The 18,926-nt window shown below is 63.8% G+C and carries 11 protein-coding genes; 10 read left to right on the top strand and 1 reads right to left on the bottom strand.

The features are described from left to right. Nucleotides 1-92: 92 nt before the first annotated feature. The 10 genes from A6V37_RS31905 (at nucleotide 93) to A6V37_RS31860 (ending at nucleotide 16,033) form a co-directional block, all read left to right on the top strand. On the top strand, nucleotides 93-1,265 hold the full coding sequence (locus tag A6V37_RS31905) for an NAD(P)/FAD-dependent oxidoreductase (protein WP_064270257.1): 1,173 nt from the start codon (nucleotides 93-95) through the stop codon (nucleotides 1,263-1,265). A 133-nt stretch (nucleotides 1,266-1,398) separates the two neighbouring features. After that, the gene (locus tag A6V37_RS31900; protein ID WP_064270258.1) at nucleotides 1,399-2,595 is read left to right on the top strand and encodes an aminotransferase-like domain-containing protein; all 1,197 of its coding nucleotides are present in this window, start codon (nucleotides 1,399-1,401) and stop codon (nucleotides 2,593-2,595) included. A gap of 337 nt (nucleotides 2,596-2,932) precedes the next feature. Further along, nucleotides 2,933-4,717: a DUF2138 domain-containing protein gene (locus tag A6V37_RS31895; RefSeq protein WP_064270259.1), complete on the top strand. Its 1,785-nt coding sequence runs from the start codon at nucleotides 2,933-2,935 to the stop codon at nucleotides 4,715-4,717. Next, nucleotides 4,718-5,431: a DUF1175 domain-containing protein gene (locus tag A6V37_RS31890; RefSeq protein WP_064270260.1), complete on the top strand. Its 714-nt coding sequence runs from the start codon at nucleotides 4,718-4,720 to the stop codon at nucleotides 5,429-5,431. It abuts the gene before it with no gap. Beyond that, nucleotides 5,428-10,218 (top strand): alpha-2-macroglobulin family protein, encoded by a 4,791-nt coding sequence (locus tag A6V37_RS31885; RefSeq protein WP_082902804.1) that lies wholly within the window; start codon nucleotides 5,428-5,430, stop codon nucleotides 10,216-10,218. The genes A6V37_RS31890 and A6V37_RS31885 overlap by 4 nt, the downstream gene beginning before the upstream one ends. Nucleotides 10,219-10,233: 15 nt before the next feature. Beyond that, on the top strand, nucleotides 10,234-12,021 hold the full coding sequence (locus A6V37_RS31880; protein WP_082904888.1) for a DUF2300 domain-containing protein: 1,788 nt from the start codon (nucleotides 10,234-10,236) through the stop codon (nucleotides 12,019-12,021). Continuing rightward, entirely contained in the window at nucleotides 12,018-12,896 is an 879-nt protein-coding gene (locus tag A6V37_RS31875) for a YfaP family protein (protein ID WP_242665889.1), read from the top strand. The genes A6V37_RS31880 and A6V37_RS31875 overlap by 4 nt, the downstream gene beginning before the upstream one ends. A 22-nt stretch (nucleotides 12,897-12,918) precedes the next feature. Further along, a complete protein-coding gene (locus A6V37_RS31870; RefSeq protein ID WP_064286720.1) occupies nucleotides 12,919-13,716 on the top strand; it encodes a YfaP family protein in 798 nt (265 codons plus the stop codon). Nucleotides 13,717-13,878: 162 nt separating this feature from the next. Continuing rightward, complete coding sequence (locus A6V37_RS31865; protein ID WP_064270261.1) at nucleotides 13,879-14,976, top strand: YjgN family protein; 1,098 nt, start codon at nucleotides 13,879-13,881, stop codon at nucleotides 14,974-14,976. After that, entirely contained in the window at nucleotides 14,960-16,033 is a 1,074-nt protein-coding gene (locus A6V37_RS31860) for a M48 family metallopeptidase (protein WP_082902806.1), read from the top strand. The genes A6V37_RS31865 and A6V37_RS31860 overlap by 17 nt, the downstream gene beginning before the upstream one ends. 109 nt (nucleotides 16,034-16,142) lie before the next feature. On the opposite strand, the gene rpoD is transcribed toward A6V37_RS31860, so the two are convergent. After that, entirely contained in the window at nucleotides 16,143-18,140 is a 1,998-nt protein-coding gene (gene rpoD, locus A6V37_RS31855; RefSeq protein ID WP_064286718.1) for an RNA polymerase sigma factor RpoD, read from the bottom strand. Nucleotides 18,141-18,926: the final 786 nt, after the last annotated feature.

Raw genomic sequence — 18,926 nt, 5'->3', positions numbered from 1 at the left:
ACGCGCCGCTGCGGTTTTCGGGCGCTCTTTTTCTGTAATCCGTTTGCGCCGCCTGGCGTTTCAGCGCGGCCTCGCTACTCCTGGGGTTTGACGTGAGTTCGAAAGTCGTGATCGTCGGCGGTGGGGTGATCGGCAGCTCGATCGCGTATTTCTTGCGGCTGTCCGATCCGACAGTCAGCGTCACGGTGATCGAGCGCGACCCGACTTACGCGCGTTCATCGTCGGCGTTATCGGCGGCGTCGATCCGTCAGCAATTCTCCACTCCGCTGTCCATTCAGATGTCGCTGTTCGGTATCGAGTTTCTGCGCTCGATCGGAGAGCGGCTCGAGGTCGACGGCACGAAGCCTTCCATCGATCTGCACGAAGGCGGCTATCTGTTTCTCGCCACGCCGGCAGGTGAGGCGACACTGCGTGAGAACCATGCGCTGCAAACGCGTCTAGGCGCCGATATCAGTCTGCTCGACAAAGACGCGCTGCAAGCGCGCTTCCCCTGGCTCAATACGGAAGACCTCGTTGCCGGCGCGTATGGCGAGAGCGGCGAAGGCTGGTTCGACGGCTACGGTCTCGTGCAGGCGCTGCGCAAGAAAGCGCAGTCGCTCGGCGCGCGCTATGTCGCGGCCGACGTCACCGCTCTCCAGCGCGACGGCGAACGCGTGACACACGTGCAGACCGCGAACGGTGAAACCTACGCCTGCGACGTGGTCGTGAACGCCGCGGGCGCGTGGGCGCGTAAAGTCGCGCAAATGGCCGGCATCGAAATCCCGGTCCATGCGCGGCGCCGCAGTATTTTCAATGTCAGCTCGCCGGGCCAGCTCGAACGGTGCCCGTTGCTGATCGATCCGAGCGGCGTGTACTTTCGGCCCGAAGGCAAATCGTTTATATGCGGCACGTCGCCCTCGGCGGACAACGACCCTGACGATTTGCCGCTCGACGAGGTCGATCACGCGTTGTTCGACGAGGTGATCTGGCCGACACTCGCGCATCGCGTGCCGCAATTCGAAGCGCTGCGTGTGCAGAATTGCTGGTCCGGTTACTACGAATACAACGTGCTCGATCAGAACGCGATCATCGGTTATCACCCGGACGTGGATAACTGCATCTTCGCCAACGGATTTAGCGGCCACGGATTGCAACAAGGACCGGCAACGGGGCGTGGCATCAGCGAACTGATTCTGCATGGCCGCTACACGACACTCGATCTGGGTTCGTTGAGCTTCACTCGCGTGCTGGAAAACCGGCCGATCGTGGAGAAGAACGTGGTGTAAGCGCGCACCGCGAGTGATGCGGAAAACGCAATACGTAGTGCGTAGAACTCGTTTGCCGTCCGCTCTCGCGATGCGCACAATCGAGGCGGATTTCCCATCGGCAACTTAGTCGGAAAACAAGCGGCCCGCCACCATGTTCTCATTCAATTCTCCATTCGAAGCGCCAACCGGTTCGCCCATTCGTGAGCTGTTCAAGTATCTGGCGCAACCCGGCATGATCTCGTTTGCCGGCGGCTATCCGGCTAGCGATCTGTTCGATCGCGACGGGCTCGACGCCGCGGCGGCACGCGCATCGCAACAGACCACGCTGTGCCTGCAATATGGTCCGACCGACGGCCTCGCCGTCCTCAAGGAACAACTCGCGCTCCTCATGACACGCCGCGGCACGCCATGCACGCCGCAGGAGTTGCTCGTGACGACCGGCTCGCAGCAGGGCTTCGATCTGCTGCTGCGCGTGATGGTCGCGCCCGGCGACGTGGTGCTGGTCGAGCAGCCCGCTTATCCGGCCACCCTGCAGGCGCTGAAGCTGCAAGAAGCTAACGTGGTCACCGTGCCCGTCGATCAGGACGGTCTCGACGTTGCCGCCCTCGCCGCGCTGTTCGAAGCGGGCGCGCTGCCCTGCACGCCGAAGCTGCTCTATACGGTGCCCACCTTCGCCAACCCGACCGGCGCGACCCTGTCGCTCGAACGTCGCATGGCCTTGCTGAAACTGGCGGCGCGTTACCGTTTCCTGATCGTCGAAGACGACCCCTACGGCAATCTGCGCTTCGGTGGCGAGGCCTTGCCTTCGTTGCTCGCCCTGAGCGATCAGGTGCCGGGTTCACGCGACTGGGTGGTGCACTTTTCCAGTCTGTCGAAAATCGTTGCGCCAGGTTTGCGCGTGGGCTGGATGGTGGCGCATGCGGAGATCCTGCGCCGTTGCGTCGTCGCGAAGCAAACCGTCGACCTGTGCAGTTCGCCGTGGACCCAGGCAATCGCCTCGGAGTATCTCGCGAGCGGCGCGCTAGAGCGTCATCTGCCGCGTATCGTCGATGCTTATGCCGTGAAATGCCGCACTTTATGCGATGCGCTCGACGCGCAATTGGCAGGCCACATTGCGTTTCATCGTCCTGCCGGCGGCATGTTCGTGTGGGCGCGACTGGTGGGCGGTCAGAATGCGTCCGATTATCTGCGCGCCTGCATCGAGCGCAATGTGATGTTTGTACCCGGCGTCGCGTTCTATAAAGACAATATCGACCTATCTGCTTTGCGGCTGTCATTTGCCGCGCCTGGCGTAGCCGATATCGAAACTGGCGTGCAGAGAATGAAGCAGGCGTTGGCCAATTCCTGAGGGCGGCTAACACGGTATTCGCATCAAAGCAGTAACGGCGATACTTGAAATAACCCGGCGAGCGCGTTGAGCGCAGCCGGGTTTTTTATGTGCCCATTAAATAGCGCGGATTTAAACGCAGCCTGCCACGCAGAATAGATGTCTTTTCTATGCGTTTATCCGAAGTATAAAAAATCTCTGTCAAACCTTCGAAACATGTCTGAATGTTAAGTGCGAAGTTTCACCGGTTTTCAGTAAAAAATATCGGTTATCATCGCTGCCGTTGGGGATCGATTCTGCCGGATTAATCCACCGGACCTCCACGTCTATACCGTCGCATCGAACCAGAAGAAATCAGATGAAGATGTCGCGCAAAAAGATTGCAATCCTGATGGTCGGTCTTCTCGTCGTGGCCGGCATCGTCATTCAGGCGGTATGGCGTCCCTTCGCGCATCGCAAGGCCGCCGGGACGGGTGAAATCGCCCTCGATATTCACCACCCCGACGCGGTGATCGACAGCGAAGCGCTTTCGCGTTTGCCGCGTGACATTCTGCGCGTGCCGCTCCTGCACGACGTGCTGACGCAAGACTTTGTCGACTACTACGAATCGGACAATACGCGGCTGTCCGCCGAGGGTGCGCTGCGGCGCCTCGCTTTCGAACATCAGCTTGACTGGCGCGACGAACTGATCCGCCGCGTATTCGACGAACCCGCGCACGTGCTGTTGTGGCGCTCGCCCGACGGCCGCCTCGGCTACTGGGTGATGTCGATCCATCGCAACGGACTCGCCAAGCTGCTGCAAGGGCTCGGCAACGTCGCGGCGAGCGACACGCAACTGAGCCAGGTGGCGAAGCTCGCGGGCGACGTGCCGGTCTATGCATTGAAGCTGGCGGTTGGCCGCACGCTGCTGTTCGCCGCGAAAGACGACCGCCTGGTTGTGCTGTCCGCACCCGGCGTGCTGCTCGACGAAAAGGGCGGCTTGCTGAGCGAGCGGGCCGACGCCGTGTCCGGGATGCTCTCGTCGGGCCGCGACGACGCAGCCCGCGCCTATCGGCTCGACACACCCGGCGACGAGCCGAAGGGCCACCGGCTGGTGGTGTCGGCCAATTACCTGTCGTTCGGTTATCAGGCGTTTTTCTCCGGTATCGACGCGCTGCGCTTCGACTTCTCGCCGAATGGCGCCGCCGCCGCGAGTTGGCAAACCTCCGCCCTGATCGATCCGGCCAAGTTGCCACAGGATTGGAACAGCGCCGATTTGTGGCGTGCATTGCCTGCCAATCCGGCGGTCTGCACGAGCTTGCCGGCGGACTGGAAAGAGGCGTCGGGCCTGTTGGGCAAGGTGGCCGATGGCGGCGCGGATAACGCCGCCGCGATCGGCAATCAGCTTGCCGGTCCCGCGGCGGTGTGCTGGTATGCGAAGTCCACACTGGTGGCGCCGGTGTTCGTCGCGCGAGTGAAGTCGCAGGACGCTGCGAGTATCGCCGCATTGAAGGCGGCGCTCGGCAAGACCTTCGGCAACGTCATCGGCGCGTACGAAGCGAAGGCCGCCAAAGCCGGCGATCAGGATCCGGCCTATCGCCGCTTGCCGGTCACCACGCGCGACCAGGGAGCGGACGTCACCGTGTGGCAACGCCCGGTCAGCGCCCGCTCGGGCACCGCGCTGGCCAGCAAGGCGTCGTTTGCGTCGCAGTTGTCGGCGGAACGCTACTTCCCGGTCACGCTGGCGTTGGCGCATGGTTATCTGATTTTCTCGCCGGACGGCCGTCTCGTCGACGACACCCTTGCCGTGCTCGACAAGCGCTATCCGGCGCTCGCCGATACGCTCGCGCCGCAACGTCTGCCACGCACGATTCTGACGCTCACGCCGTCGTCGGCCGCAGCGCTGATCGAACGCGAGGCCGGCGCCGCGTTGCCGGCGGATCAGGAAGCCGTGTTCCGCAATGCTTCGCGTACCTATCTCGTGCCGAAGCTGCACGCGTTGGCTCACTACCCGCCGGTTTCGCTGACGCTGCAGCAGAACCTGCCTGGCTCGACGGGTTGGGTGCCGGTCGAGTGGTGGTTCGACCGCGCGCAGGCCGATGCCGGGTCGAATGCCGGTGCGACAGAAGCGCCGGCAGACCAGCCCGGCACCGAGGGCGACTAGGTGCGCCGCCTCCGGATACCCGGCGCCTTCGCCGCACGCCGCGTGTGGCTCGCGCGCGCGGCCGCCACGATCGCCATGGCGAGTCTTGCACCGTATGCGCGCGCACTCACAGCGACCACGGCATCGCCCGACCCCGACGCGCTGTCGCCGCAGCAGTCAGCAGCATTTCGCGCGTGGTTCGTGCGCATCGTCGACCAGCAGATGCGGCGCGGGCCGACGCCGCGCTGGACGCAGCGCGACTGCGCGGGCCTCGTGCGCTTCGCGGTCGGCGAGACGCTCAAGCCGCACGACACCAGGTGGCTGCGCGCCAACGGCATGACGAGTCTCGCGGATACCAGCAGCCTGCCGCCCGAACTGCAACTGTCGGCGTCGCAGCGCACGATCGCCAACCGCTGGACCCGGCTCGACGGTTCGACCGGCGCGTACGCGTCGGCGATCGCATTGATTCAACGCAATAGCCGTTTTGTGTCGAAAGACGTGAACCAGGCGCTGCCCGGCGATCTGCTGTTCTTCGATCAGGGCGACGACCAGCATCTGATGATCTGGCTGGACCGCTACATCGCTTACCACACGGGCACCGTCACGCCGGCCGACACCGGTCTGCGCGCCGTCGCCGTTTCCGACCTGATGCAATGGAAAGATTCCCGCTGGCAGCCGCTCGACGGCAATCCGAACTTTGTCGGCGTGTTTCGTTTGGACTTTCTGACACCATGACCCGAATGATTTCCGTCACGCTATCGAACGGCTGGTTGGGCCATGCGCGCCGTCGCGCGGCATTCACGCTGGCGGCGCTGCTCGCGGCCATGACGCTCGCCATCGCGCCGCCCGCCTATGCCGACGACGAGGCGTCGAGCACTGCGGCCGACACGAACATTGCCGCGAATCCGACGCTGCAGACGGCGCCGTCGAGCAATTTCAGTTCGCAGAAGGTCGACGGTCAGCCGTTCTTTCTGCTCTCGGACGCGAGCTTCGGCAGCGATCAACTGGCGCAGGTGCGGATCGAAGCACCCGGCCGCGATTTCAAGGATGCGCTGCAGCCGTATGGCGGCGCGGACATCGTCGTGTATCGCGTGCCCAAGCCGCTGGACTTCCTGAAGGCGCAAAAGAATCTGCATCGGTTGAACGTCGCGCCGAATTACCAGGGCGAGGGGCTTGCGAATACGCTCGCGTATCTGTGGGACCGCTGGTTCACCGAGGCGCGCCGCGCGTGGCAGCGTGTGCTGTCGTTCGCCACCCGCAGCAAGGCGACTGAAGCGGCACCGCAATTCAAGCTCGGCGAGCAGACCGGCAAGCCGACGCAATTCGAACAGAACTCGCAGTTCGCGCCGCTGAAGGGCTATGACGTGGTCGCGCGTTTCCGCTATCCGATCTGGGACGCGAAAGTGATCCAGCCGCCCAAGGGCGTGAATCTCGAGGGCAGCAGCAGTAACTTTATTGAAGCCAGTTCGGGCAACGTCATGATTCCGGTCGGCAAATTGCCGCCGGGGCTGTATATCGTCGAGGCGGTAATCGGCAACTATCGCGCGCATACGCTGCTGTTCGTGTCGGACACGGTGGCGGTCGTGAAAGCGGCGTCGAGCGGCATGCTGGTGTGGACCGCGCGGCGCGACAACGGCAAGCCGGTGGCGCATACCGATGTGAGCTGGACCGACGGCGTGGGCGTGTTGCAAAGCGGCACGACGGGTGGCGATGGTGCGCTGATGCTGCAGCACGTGAGTCCCGAGCGCAGCTATGTGCTCGGCACCGATCCGCAAGGCGGCGTGTTCGTCTCCGAGAATTTCTACTACGACAGCGAGATCTACAACACGAAGATCTACGCGGTGACCGACCGGCCGATGTATCGTCCGGGCGATGCAGTGCACGTCAAGTTTATCGGCCGCACGTTCCAGAACGCGACGCAATCGTCCGCGCCGGCCGAGGCCGACATCAAGCTCGACGTACTCGATCCAAACGGCGCGCCGGTAGCGACCAGCAAGGTGCATTTCGCGTCGGACACGGGCGCGGATACCGTGTTCACGCTGCCCGCCGACGCGACCGCCGGCGGCTACACGCTGCGCTTCGACTACAACGGCGATGTATACGGCAGCGCATTTCGCGTCGCTGAATACGTGAAGCCGCATTTCGACGTGAATCTGTCGATGGATAAAGCCGATTACGCGACCGGCGAGCCGTTGAAGGGCAAGATCCAGCTGCGCTTTCCGGACGGCAAGCCGGTGCGCGATGCCAAGGTCTCGGTCACGCTGCGTGCGCAGAAAGTCACGATCGTCGAAGGGGAATTGCGCTATGCAGGGCTATTCCCGGTCAAGCTCGAACAGCAGGAGTTGAAGACCGACAGCGACGGCAACGCGAGCCTCACGCTGCCCGCCGCCAAGGAACCGAGCCGCTACGCGTTGACGCTGTTCGCGCAGGACGGCGCGGCGTACAAGGTGCGTGTGACGCGCGAAGTATTGATTGCGCGCGGCGCGACGCCGTATCGTTTGACGAGCGCCAAATCGTTCTCGCAACCGAAGGAAGTGGTCAGCTTCGATCTGCAGGCGCTCGGCGCGACCGATCCGGCCGCGCATGCGCCGTCGAAGTGGGAATGGACGCGCCTCGAATCGCAAACGCATGGCGAAGGCGCGCTGAAGGGCACGGGCGCGGGCGGCAAGCTGTCGTTTCCGGTGCAATTCGACCAGCCGGGCTCGTACATGCTGTCGGTCAAGGATGACTCGGGCAATCTGCTTGCCGCTGCGAGCCATTGGGTGGCGGGTGACGGCCTAAAAGCGATTCCGGGCAGCGTCGAGATCGTGTTCGATCGCGACAAATACAAAATTGGCGATACCGCCGAGGCGCTGATCACGTTCCCGATGCCGGTCGACGATGCCTTGCTGACGCTCGAGCGCGACAACGTCGAACGCCGCGCCCTGTTGACGGCCGGCGGCGACTGGCTGCAACTGCAACGCGTTGCGTCCTCGCAGTGGAAGGCGCGTATCAAGGTCGGCGAAGACTTCGCGCCGAACATGACGTTCTCGGTGCTGTACGTGCATGCCGGCGAATATGTGTTCCAGAATGCGGGCATCGTGGTCGCCCAGCCGCAGATCGAACTGAACGTGAAGAGCGACAAGCCGGTGTACGGGCCGGGCGACACGGTCACGCTGAACTTCGACAGCACGTTGAATGGCAAACCGGAAGCGGCGAATCTGACGGTGAGCGTGGTCGATGAAATGGTCTACGTGTTGCAGCCGGAAATCGCGCCGAATATCGTCGATTTCTTCTATCACCCGCGCCGCAACAATGTGCGGACCTCGTCGAGCCTGTCTTTCATTACGTACGACGTGGCGCGCTCGCCGTTGAAGGGCGCGCCGGGCGGCCCGCAGCGCGCGAACTACAACGAGCGCGGCGTGAAGGTGCTCGAGAGGCCGCGCCGCGACGATCAGGACACGGCCGCGTGGGAAGGCAATCTGAAAACCGACGCGAGCGGTCACGCCACCATGAGTTTCAAGATGCCGGACTCGCTGGCGCGCTGGCGCATTACCGTGCGCGCGGCGGCGCCGGACGGCATGGTCGGTCAGCGTACCGCTTACGTGCGTTCGGACAAGGCGCTGTATCTGAAGTGGAGCGGGCCGTCGCATTTCCGCGTCAACGATCAGCCGGCCATCGACATGATCGCCTTCAATCAGACCGATGCGGACATGGATGCACAGTGGCTGGTCGACGGTGGCGGCCTCTCGTTGAACCAGAAGGTCACGCTCAGGCGCGGCGCGAATTATCTGCGTCTGCCGAGCGGCGCATTGAAGGACGGCGTGATCAATGCGACGCTGCGTAGCGCGGGTAAAGACGTCGACCGTCTGCAGACGACGATCCATCTCGACGCGAGTGGCTGGCTCGATCTGCATCAGAACACGGTAGCGCTCGACGGTTCGGGCAAGCCACTCAATCTGCCACAGGACGCGCAGGACGTTAGCGTGCGATTTATCGGCAACGCGGCGAGCCAGTTCATGCGCGTTGCCGACGATCTGATCAACTATCCGTACGGTTGCGCCGAACAGACGTCGAGCCGCCTGATTCCGCTCGCGCTTGCGCACGACGCCATCGGCCGTGGCGATAACGCCAGTTCGACGCAAGGGCTCGAAGCGCTGCTGCGCAATCAGCGGCAGCGTCTGGCGATGCTGGCGGGCGTTGGCGGCACGTTCGGCTGGTGGGGCGATACCACTGGTGGCAGCGCGCTCATCACGGCCTACGCGTATTACGCGGATTGGCTCGCGAGCCGCAGCCTCGGCATCAGCCTGCCCGCCGGCAACTGGCAGCACGCCATGGACGTCTATCGCGACGCCGGTGCCAAGGAGCCGCTGTTGCACCGCGCGCTGGCATTGTGGTTCATGCAGCAGATGGGCCTGCCGGTCGCGACGCCGGTCGCGGGCGTTGCCTCGGACCTGATGAGCGATGCCGCGGCGACGGCCAAGGCGCCCGCGCGCAACGGCACGTACGGCGCGTCGGACAGCATCGTGTTCGCGCAAGCCGATTCGCCGCGCGGCAAGCAGATGGCGACGCTGCTGATCGCCAATCTGGCGCACGGTACGAATGCGTCGCTGCCTGACGGTTTCGACGCTGCGGCGAGCGCTGCACGCACCGCGTTGACGAACGATCCCGCGCCGCTCGTGCAGAGCCTGCTGGCCATGTCGGGAGGCGAAGGCGGCGCGGCGGTCGATGCGTCGGCCTTGCTCGCGAAGAGCAGTGCCGATTATCCGACGCTCGACCGCGCACTCACGCTCCTGTGGCTGCGCAAGGCGCTGGGCGGCGATGCGTCGCCCGCGTCGCTGCCGTCGCTGCAAGGCGCGGGCTGGACGCGCGCGACGACGCCGACCGGCACGCCGCTCTACAAGTGGACCGGCGCCGCTTTGCCGACGACCCTCGATGCCGGTGCCGCGCGCACCGATGTCAACGCGCTGGTGTCGTTCCGCAGTCATACGAGCGAGGACAGCCGCCTGAACATCACCGTCGAGCGCCATTTTTACAAGCTTGAACCGGTCGAGGTTCCGGTCGATCCGAAGAAGAAGGAAGCGGCCGGCGAGAGCCAGGTGGGCCGTTCCGCATTCGCCGCGCACCGGGTCAAGCCAGGCGATTCGATCGACAGCAACGCGCTCTACGTCGACGAAGTCACGCTCACGCCGCGCTCGGGCAACGCTTACCACTACGGCCTGCTCGACGTGCCGCTGCCGCCAGGCGGCAATGTCGAGGCGACGAGCTGGGGCGTGTCGATCGACGGCTTGCCGGGCGCAAAGGAAGGCGTCAGCGGCCCGCAGCCATTCGCGCGCGCGGCGTCCTTCGAGATGGGCGAGCTGACGTATCACCAGCCGGTGCCGTTGCTCGACCGGCCAGTCACACTGCGGCAGCTCGTGCGCTTCGCGTTGCCGGGCACCTTCGCGCTGCCGCCCGCGCGCTACTTCCGCATGTATCAGCCGGACGCGAAGGCGTTCGAAGGCGGCAAGAGCGATCGCATGACGACGCTGCGCATCGAGTAAGCGAGCGAGACCGCCATGTTCAGCGCGCTCCGTCCTCGCCGCGATCTTCGCGTTCGCTTCGCAGCCACGCTGCGGATCGTGCTCGCGGTGGGCGTGGGGTGTGTTTTCGGCGGTACGGGTACGGCTGCGGTGGCTTCGTCGTCGAGCGTTTCTGCGCCGGCAGCCGTGTCACCAATGCTGCGCTTTGCGTGGTTGCGCGATGGCCAAAGCCAGCTTTGGCAAGTCGATGCCGGCGGCGCGGCGGTCGGCCTGTCGCCACAGCTTGCGCGTCCGCTGCCGGCGACGCTGGAGACGCCGCTCGGCAGCGTGTGGAAGCTGTTCGTCTACGGCTACCTGGTGGACCGCAACATCGCCACGCCGGATTACACCTGCAACGGCGGCGATCCTGAAGAAGTGTATTGCTGCATGGCGGGTGGGCACATCGATCGCGAACATGCGCTGGTGCAGTCGTGCGGCCGCTTTTTCGAACCCGCACGCCTGCAACTCGATTCCGCGGACTGGCGCAAGTACTGGACGGCGTTGCACGCGCCTGCCTGGCTGCGCGATCTTCGCGCGATGACCCCGACGCGCCGCGTGCCGGTCACCGAGTTGCTCGCGGCACTGCAGGCGATGCCCGCACGGCCGCGCGACGCGGCGGCCAGCACGCTGGTGTCGGTGCTGACGAGCGGGCGCGGCGAAGGCACGGTGTCGCTCTACGGCAGCGTGCTGCGCGCCAAGACGTGGACGATGCCGGATCCGGCGCGGCCCGGCGCCTCGATTGGCGGCGCGGCGGGCTGGCTTGCCGACGGTACGCCGGTGTGGCTGAGCGGCCCGGGCGGCAGTGCGCGGGTCCTGGCGGCCGCCGCGCCGCGCATCGCGCCGCTGCTCACGCAAGTCACCGTGCCGGACGACAGCGCCTGCGTCTTCGTCGATTTCTTCAGCCGCTATCCAGTTCGCGAGGTGCTCGGCGACACACGGCCGGCCGTGACACAGGACGGTACGCTGCGCGGCGATTTTCGGGTCCACTTCGTCAATGGCAATTGGGCGCGCGTGACGAGCCGCGGCGAACTACGGCTCGATCGCGATGCCGGCGGCGCGCCGCAAGTGGTCGGTCGGTTCGGCATGAACGACTATGTGGCCCGCGTGGTCGAGCGCGAGGGCGACACGAGCCAGCCGGAAGCGGCCAAGGCGTTGGCGGTCGCGGCGCGAACCTACGTGGTGCAGCATGGCAAGCGCGACGAAGGCTGTTTTCGTATCGACGACAGCAGCGGCACGCAGCGCGTGCTGCCGCGCGCGCCGACGGAGGCCGCGCGCCGTGCCGCCGATCTGACCGACGCGCTTGTGCTGTCCGGTGTGCCGGTCCAGTACCACCACGACAAGGCCGCACTGGGGCAAATGAGCTGGCTCGCCGCGAAGGCGTCCGCGCAATCCGGTCTGACGTTCGATGCAATTCTTGCGCGCACCTGGCCGCAAGCGACGCTGACTTCGTTCCAGAGTCCGTTGGCGGGTGACTGCATCGCCGTCGCCGGCGCGCAGGCATGGTTGCAGCGCAATGCGCCGTTGTGGGCGCGCCGCATGGAAGGTGCGGCGGGCTACGAGACGCCGGATGTGCCGGCGGTGTGCGCCGTGCGCGAAGGACGGCCGTATGCCGATGCGCAGCGCAATCGCGTCTACGTGTATCGGCTGCAGACCGAAGAGGACCGTATCGCGTTGGCACATGAATATGTTCACCTCGCGTTCCAGCATCATCCGCGTGGGCTCGATGAGGATTTCGTCGAGAGCACCGCGCGCACGCTGATTCGCACTGACAACTCGATCCAATGAACTCCGACCCACGCACGCGTTTGTCCCCGTTCAGCCCGCTGTCCTGGGCACGCCCCGTTCGCGTTGGCGCGGCGGCGCTGGCCGTGGTCGTGCTCGCAGCCGGCACGGAGTCGAACGCGTGCGCTGCCGGTGCGGACGGCGCGGTCGCGGATCTGACCGGCGCGTTCGGAGGCTGGCGTCACAGCGGGCTGACGAATGAGGGCGAGCATTTCGTAGCGGCGTATCCCCGGCCACCGGTCGATCGCGGCGCGCAGCGCTATCGCACGTTGATCGAGGGGCACCTGAAGCACATCGACAAACATGCGCGCAAGCCTCCCACGCTCGTCGTCAACGGTAACCCCACACCGCTCTATACCGACGACGAGGGCGCGTTCGCGCGGCCATGGGCGTTCGGCGCCGGCTCGAACAGCATCGAGCTGATTTCCGCTGACGGCAAACAGCACCAGCGCATGCAGTTCTACGAAGCCGACCGCGGCAAGCCGCAGGCGAAACTGCGCGCCATGGTCACGTGGGACGATCCGCATGCGCAGGTGGATCTGCACGTGATTACACCAGGCGGCTTGCACGCCTTCTTCGCCAACCCGACACTCGAAGACGGCAGCGGTTTCGACGTCGATTCGGTGGACGGCGCGGGGCCGGGCATTTTTTCGTCGGCGGCGCCCGAACATGGCACGTGGCTGTTCTTTCTGAATTACTGGGGCAATTTCGACTCGACCGGCTACAACTTCGACGCCGCCGCGCACGATCGCGACGTGATCACGGCGACGTTGACGCTGGTGTTCAACGAAAACACGCCGAACGAACGGCGCGAAACGATGGTGATGCCGCTGCGCAAGATCGGCGACCTGATGCTCGTAAAGAGCGAGCGACTCTGACGGCAGGATGGGAGCAGTGACGATGAAGTTCAAGACGGCGGGTTGGATGAAGGCGGCGTGCAGCGTGCTCGTCGTCGCCATGTTGCAGGCGGCGCCGGTGGCGCGCGCGAGCGATATCGACTTCGGCGCGCCGCTGAATGGCTGGCGCAATACGAGCGGCGACAGCGAGCGTTATACGCAGGACGTGCATTACCCCGCGGTGACCGTATCGACGCCGGAAGGGCAGTCGAAATTCGCGCTGATCGAAGGGCAGATCCGCAATACGCCCAAGAAGAAGGGCACCACGGTGGGCACGCTGGTGGTCGACGGCACGCCGTTGCCGCAGCGCGTGGAAGAGGACGGCAAGTTCTCGCGGCCCTACGCGTTTCCTGCCGGCAGTAACGGCGTCGAGCTGCGGGCTCCGGATGGCAGCCGCAAGCGCGTGCAGTTCTATGACGCCTACAGCGGCAAGACCCAACCGAAGCTGCGCATCGTACTCGCATGGGATACCGACGGCACCGATCTGGATTTGCACGTCGTCTCGCCTGACGGTGTGCATACCTGGTACGGCGACCGCGTCGCGCCCAACGGCGGCTCGCTCGACGTCGACGTGACGACCGGCTATGGACCGGAGATCTACTCGTCAGCCGCGCCGTTGAAGGGCACGTATCTGGTCTTTGTGAACTACTTCGGCAATGGCAATAGCGGCAGCGATATGACGGTCGCGCAGGTGACGACTATCACAAACGAGAATACGCCGGACGAAAAGAGCGAAACGATCCGGGTACCCATGCGCAAGCCGGGTGAATTGATACTTGCGAAGACGTTTGTGCTGCCGTGAAGCATGCTCGCGCATGCGGTTTGGGTTTCTTTCACGAGCTGCGAAGAAGGACTTGATTTTTAGATAAACCTGTTCGTTTAATGAAGTGGTGTCACCCAACCGCACGGCCTGCTCGCACGCGGACAACTAGAACGTCAATGTATAACAAGGGGAAGAAGAACAATGAATTCACTCGACGAGAAGCAACCGCTCCTGACCTACGACGGCAAAATTGGGGAGCTGTACGGAATATTCATCAAAAATCTGCTGCTGCAGATCATCACGCTGGGCATTTACCGATTTTGGGCGACCACTAACACCCGTCGATATATCTGGTCGCGAATGCGCTTTCAAGGTGAACGGTTTGAATACACCGGCACCGGCGGCGAATTGTTCAAAGGTTTTCTGCTGGCGATTGCGATCATGTTTGGTGCAATGGTCGGCGCTGGCGTTCTTAGCGCGATTCTGCGCGCCATCACGGGAAGCACGCTGTTGGGCGCGTTGCCGGTGATTGCCCTGTACTTCCTGATCGCGGTGGTCGCGGCAGGGGCCTATTTTAGTGCGCAGCGCTATCGTCTGAGCCGCACGCAGTGGTGCGGAATTCGCGGCGGCATGACCGGCTCGGCGTGGGGCTATGGTGTCCATGTGTTGCTGTACGGCCTGCTTTGCATCGTGACACTTGGGCAGATGATCCCGTGGGTGTCGATGCGCCTGGCGGAGCGCCGTATCAACGCGAGCAGTTTCGGCAACCTGCCGTTTCATTTCAAAGGCCGAGCCGGCGCGCTGTATGGCGTATTCGTCGGGACGTTTATCGGCGTGATCGTGTTGCTGGGCGTGCTCGGCGCGATTTTCATCAAGAGCTTCATGGCGCTGCGGTCAATGGGCCACGTTCCGCTGAAGGCGCACGATCCGGCCGCGTTGGGTTCGGTGTTCCTGTTCTATGTGCTGTTCATCGTTGGCGCGCTGCTGATCAGGTGCTTCTACTTTGCGCTGGTGACCCGCCATGTCATGGGAAACACCACGCTCGGCACGCAACTGCGCTTCGGCAGCAGCATCACGGCGGGGCGTCTGCTCGGCATGGTGCTAGGCAATCTGGCCATCGTCGTGTTCACGCTGGGTCTCGGTTTGCCGGTCGTGCTGCATCGTGTCATGCGACTCGCGGCGGATACGCTGCAGGTATCCGGTCAGCTCGATCCGCAGACTCTGGCTCAAAGCGATCAGACGCCGCCGCGCACCGGCGAGGGCATGTTGAACCTGCTTGACCATGGTGGCTCGTTCTGAGGTGGCGTTGTCGCCTTCTGACGCTACCGGGCCGCGCTCGACTGACACGCGCTACTACGACGGTCGCAGTGCCGCCGCTCACGCTGCGACGCTGCGCTGGAGCGACGCGTTTCTGGCTATCGATGGTGCAGCGGGTGAACTGGCGCTCTGGCCGCGCGCGCGGCTGATTGTCGGCGAGCCCGACCCGCAAGGCCGGGTCGTGTTGTCGTGCAAAGGCGAGCCGGGCCGCGTGTCGACCGAGGCCGCCGCGTTGCCCGGGCAGATGACAGCGCCGCGCATGCAGCGTCGGCAGTATCTCGGCTGGATGGCGGTCGGCGCCGTGGCGCTTGTGCTGGCATTGGTACTCGTCGAGAGATTGCCTGCGGTGGGCGCGGCGCTGGTGCCGCGCAGTGTGGAAAACCAACTCGGCGAGATGGTGGAGGTGGTCGTCGTCGGCAAGCACAACGTTTGTCGCGGTGGCGAGGGACAGCGCGCGCTCGAGCAACTCGAAGCGCGGCTCGCCCACGCGGCGGGTATCGCGCAGCCGGTCCGCCTGGTGGTGATCGACAGCAAGGTGGTCAATGCGGTGACGCTGCCTGGCGCGCGCATGGTGGTCATGCGGGGTCTGATCGAGCAGGTCGGCAGCGCCGATCAACTGGCCGGCGTGATGGCCCACGAGACGGGGCATATCGCACGGCGCGATCCGCTGGTGGCGTTGTTTCGCGGCGCAGGCATCGGCGTAATCAGCGCGACGGTCGGTATCAATCTTGGTTTCGCGGACGTTTCGTCGCTGGCTGGACGACTAGTGAGTCTGTCGTATAGCCGTGACATGGAGCGCCTCGCCGATGCAAACGGCGTCGCCTATCTGCAAGCGAGCGGATTACGCAGCGACGGGCTCGCCGGTTTTTTTGCGCGGACCGACAAACGTGGCGGCAACGCCGGCGCTGCGGTCGAGTTTCTCTCGGATCATCCGCGGACGATCGATCGGGAAAAGCAAAACCAGGGATCGCCGCTCGGCGAAAGCGCGTTGACGGCGCAGCAATGGGCCGCCGTTCGAACGATGTGTGGGAAGCAGTGACGCACGCGACTTATTGAGAGCGCAGCGATGAAAGCCAATGCGCTCAAGGCGTTGCTTGAGGTGGGGATGCGCTTGCCGTGCGTGATGCACGGCAAGCGCTATGACCGGCTTAGCGGTCGAGGAACGACTTCAGACGATCGGCGCGGCTCGGGTGCATCAGCTTGCGCATAGCCTTGCTCTCGATCTGACGAATACGCTCACGCGTGACGTCGAACTGCTTGCCGACTTCTTCGAGCGTATGGTCCGACTTCGTGTTGATGCCGTAACGCATGCGCAGCACCTTCGCTTCGCGCGGCGACAACGAGTCGAGCGCGTCGTCGATGGCGGCGCGCAAGTCGGCTTGCATCGCCGCGTCGGACGGCGAGGAAGCCGCCGAGTCTTCGATCATGTCGCCGAGCGTAGCGTCGCCGTCGTCGCCGACCGGCGTTTCCATCGACACCGGCTGCTTTGCGATCTTCAGAATACCGCGCACCTTCTCTTCCGAGAGTTCCATGCGTTCGGCGAGCACGGACGGATGAGCTTCCTGACCGGTCTGCTGCAGGATTTCGCGCGAAATACGGTTCAGCTTGTTGATCGTTTCGATCATGTGAACCGGCACGCGGATCGTGCGCGCCTGGTCGGCGAGCGAACGCGTCACAGCCTGGCGGACCCACCACGTTGCGTATGTGGAGAACTTCCAGCCACGACGGTATTCGAACTTGTCCACCGCCTTCATCAGGCCGATGTTGCCCTCCTGGATCAGGTCGAGGAACAGCATGCCGCGGTTCACGTACTTCTTCGCGATCGAGATCACGAGACGCAGGTTGGCCTCGATCATCTCGCTCTTCGCCTTGCGCATCTTCGATTCAGCCGCGACCATCTGCCGGTTGATCTCCTTCAGATGCTTGAGCGGCAGCGAAACCGTCGCTTCGATTTCGATGAGCTTTTGCTGTTCGGACTGGATGGCCGGCAGATGGCGCTCCAGCGCGGCGCCGTACGAGGTGGAGGGGCGCGCGGCGCGCTCCGTCCAGCTGAGGTCGGCTTCGTGACCGGCAAACGACTCGATGAACTTCTCGCGCGGCATGCCGCTCTTCGTCACGACGATTTGCAGAATGTTGCGCTCGATCGCACGCACCTGCGCAACCTGATGTTGCACGTCGCCGCACAGGCGGTCGATGGTGCGTGCCGTGAAGCGGATCTTCGCGAGGTGCTGCTGGATCTCTTCACGTGCGCGCAGATACGCTTTCGAGCTGACGTCGCCGCGCGTGTGCGATGCGTTCATCTGGTCGGACAGCATGCCCACCTGGGCGAAGATTTCGAGGCAGTCGCTCGTGAGCTGCTTCAGGCGTGCTTCGTCAGCAGCCGAGGAGTCGGCCGGGCCGACGTCGTCGTCTTCGTCTTCTTCGTCGTCGGTATCCGCGTCGGCATCGACGTCGGCTGCCGCGTCGGCGCTCACGCTGTCTTCTTCGGCTGCGACCGTTTCTTCATTCAGGCCGTCGACCAGTTCGTCGATGCGCAGCTCGCCGTCTGCAACCTGCTGCGCGCTCGCCAGAATGGCCGAGATCGCGAGCGGGCAAGCGGCAATCGCCTGCACCATTTCGTGAAGGCCGTCTTCGATGCGCTTGGCGATCGCAATTTCACCTGCGCGCGTGAGCAGCTCGGTCGCGCCCATCTCGCGCATGTACATGCGTACCGGGTCGGTCGTGCGGCCGAATTCGGAATCGACGGTCGACAGCCCGACTTCGGTTTCCTCGTCGGCCTGGTCGTCCGACACCACAGCGGGCGTGTTCGAATTGAGCAGCAGCGTTTCCGCGTCGGGGGCCTGCTCGTAGACCTGCACGCCCATGTCGTTGAACGCGCTGACAATGCTGTCGATCGCCGCCGTCTGCGCGAAGTTGTCGGGCAGGTGGTCGTTGATCTGCGCGTGGGTCAGGTAGCCTTGCTCCTTACCCAACTGGATCAGCGCACGCATCTGGCGCTGACGCTCTTCTGCTTGCTGCGGCGGCAACTCGGCCGCCACGGGGATCGCTTTGCCGGCGCCCTTGCCCTTGGCGGTACGGCCCGAGGGTGCTTTGGCGGTGTAGCCGGCGGTTTCGTGTTGCGAATCTTCGCGATCAAAAGGGTTCACGTATTCTCCTCTAGAGGCTTCGCTATGAGACGCAAGACGCGACCGTCAGGCGTTTCGAGCATGGCTCAACATCACCTGAGTGACTCAACGCGGTTGTTTGGCTGTGCTCTGGGGAGCAAAAAAGATGAGCCCGCTCGAAGCGGGCCGATAGAAATGTGCGAAATTCGCGCGGCTCGCATTATATACGAGCTTGCGCCTTTGCGCTCATTCTGTGAGCACCTTTTCATCATGCGCGCTTGCCATCGGGCTGTCCGTGGGCCGCTGGTCGGACGTAGCGCGGCTTGCCGGGTCATACGTACCTAGGTGCGTGCACGTTCGCTGATTTCAAGCGCCTCACCCTTCCACTATATACGAGGCGGTTGATCTTCCGCGTGCGGCGGGACCACCTGCGCGTCATGCCCCATATATATAGCGGTGCGTGTTTCTGGCGTCGATTCTCGCTTGGTCAAAAGAAAATTCACAGAAAGGGGTTGACGGCATGTCACTCGTTCTCCATAATCTCGTTTCTCTGCTGCTGATGCAGCGACGCAGAACGAAGCGGTGCCGGGGTAGTTGAGGTGCGGTGCCGGTTTGGTGGTGAATGCGTAATCGATCTTTAAAAATTAACAGCCGATAAGTGTGGGCGCTTGATGCGCGACGCGCTGCCGGATCTTTCGGGATCGGGCAGGAAGCGAAAGTATCAAGTCTCACACAGTAATGAAAGGAAGGTTTTTTTGTCTTCGGACAGATTAATCATTCGTCAGTACGTTGAGTGAGCGACCGGTTGGTAACACAACCGAAAACAGT

Source organism: Paraburkholderia ginsengiterrae (genome assembly GCF_001645125.1).
GTDB lineage: Bacteria > Pseudomonadota > Gammaproteobacteria > Burkholderiales > Burkholderiaceae > Paraburkholderia > Paraburkholderia ginsengiterrae.
This window is presented reverse-complemented; position numbering and strand designations above follow the sequence as displayed.

Coding starts and splice junctions, on each gene's coding strand:
- A6V37_RS31900 (WP_064270258.1), top strand. CDS start 1,399: ATGTTCTCATTCAATTCTCCATTCGAAGCGCCAACCGGTTCGCCCATT.
- A6V37_RS31895 (WP_064270259.1), top strand. CDS start 2,933: ATGAAGATGTCGCGCAAAAAGATTGCAATCCTGATGGTCGGTCTTCTC.
- A6V37_RS31885 (WP_082902804.1), top strand. CDS start 5,428: ATGACCCGAATGATTTCCGTCACGCTATCGAACGGCTGGTTGGGCCAT.
- A6V37_RS31880 (WP_082904888.1), top strand. CDS start 10,234: ATGTTCAGCGCGCTCCGTCCTCGCCGCGATCTTCGCGTTCGCTTCGCA.
- A6V37_RS31875 (WP_242665889.1), top strand. CDS start 12,018: ATGAACTCCGACCCACGCACGCGTTTGTCCCCGTTCAGCCCGCTGTCC.
- A6V37_RS31870 (WP_064286720.1), top strand. CDS start 12,919: ATGAAGTTCAAGACGGCGGGTTGGATGAAGGCGGCGTGCAGCGTGCTC.
- A6V37_RS31865 (WP_064270261.1), top strand. CDS start 13,879: ATGAATTCACTCGACGAGAAGCAACCGCTCCTGACCTACGACGGCAAA.
- A6V37_RS31860 (WP_082902806.1), top strand. CDS start 14,960: ATGGTGGCTCGTTCTGAGGTGGCGTTGTCGCCTTCTGACGCTACCGGG.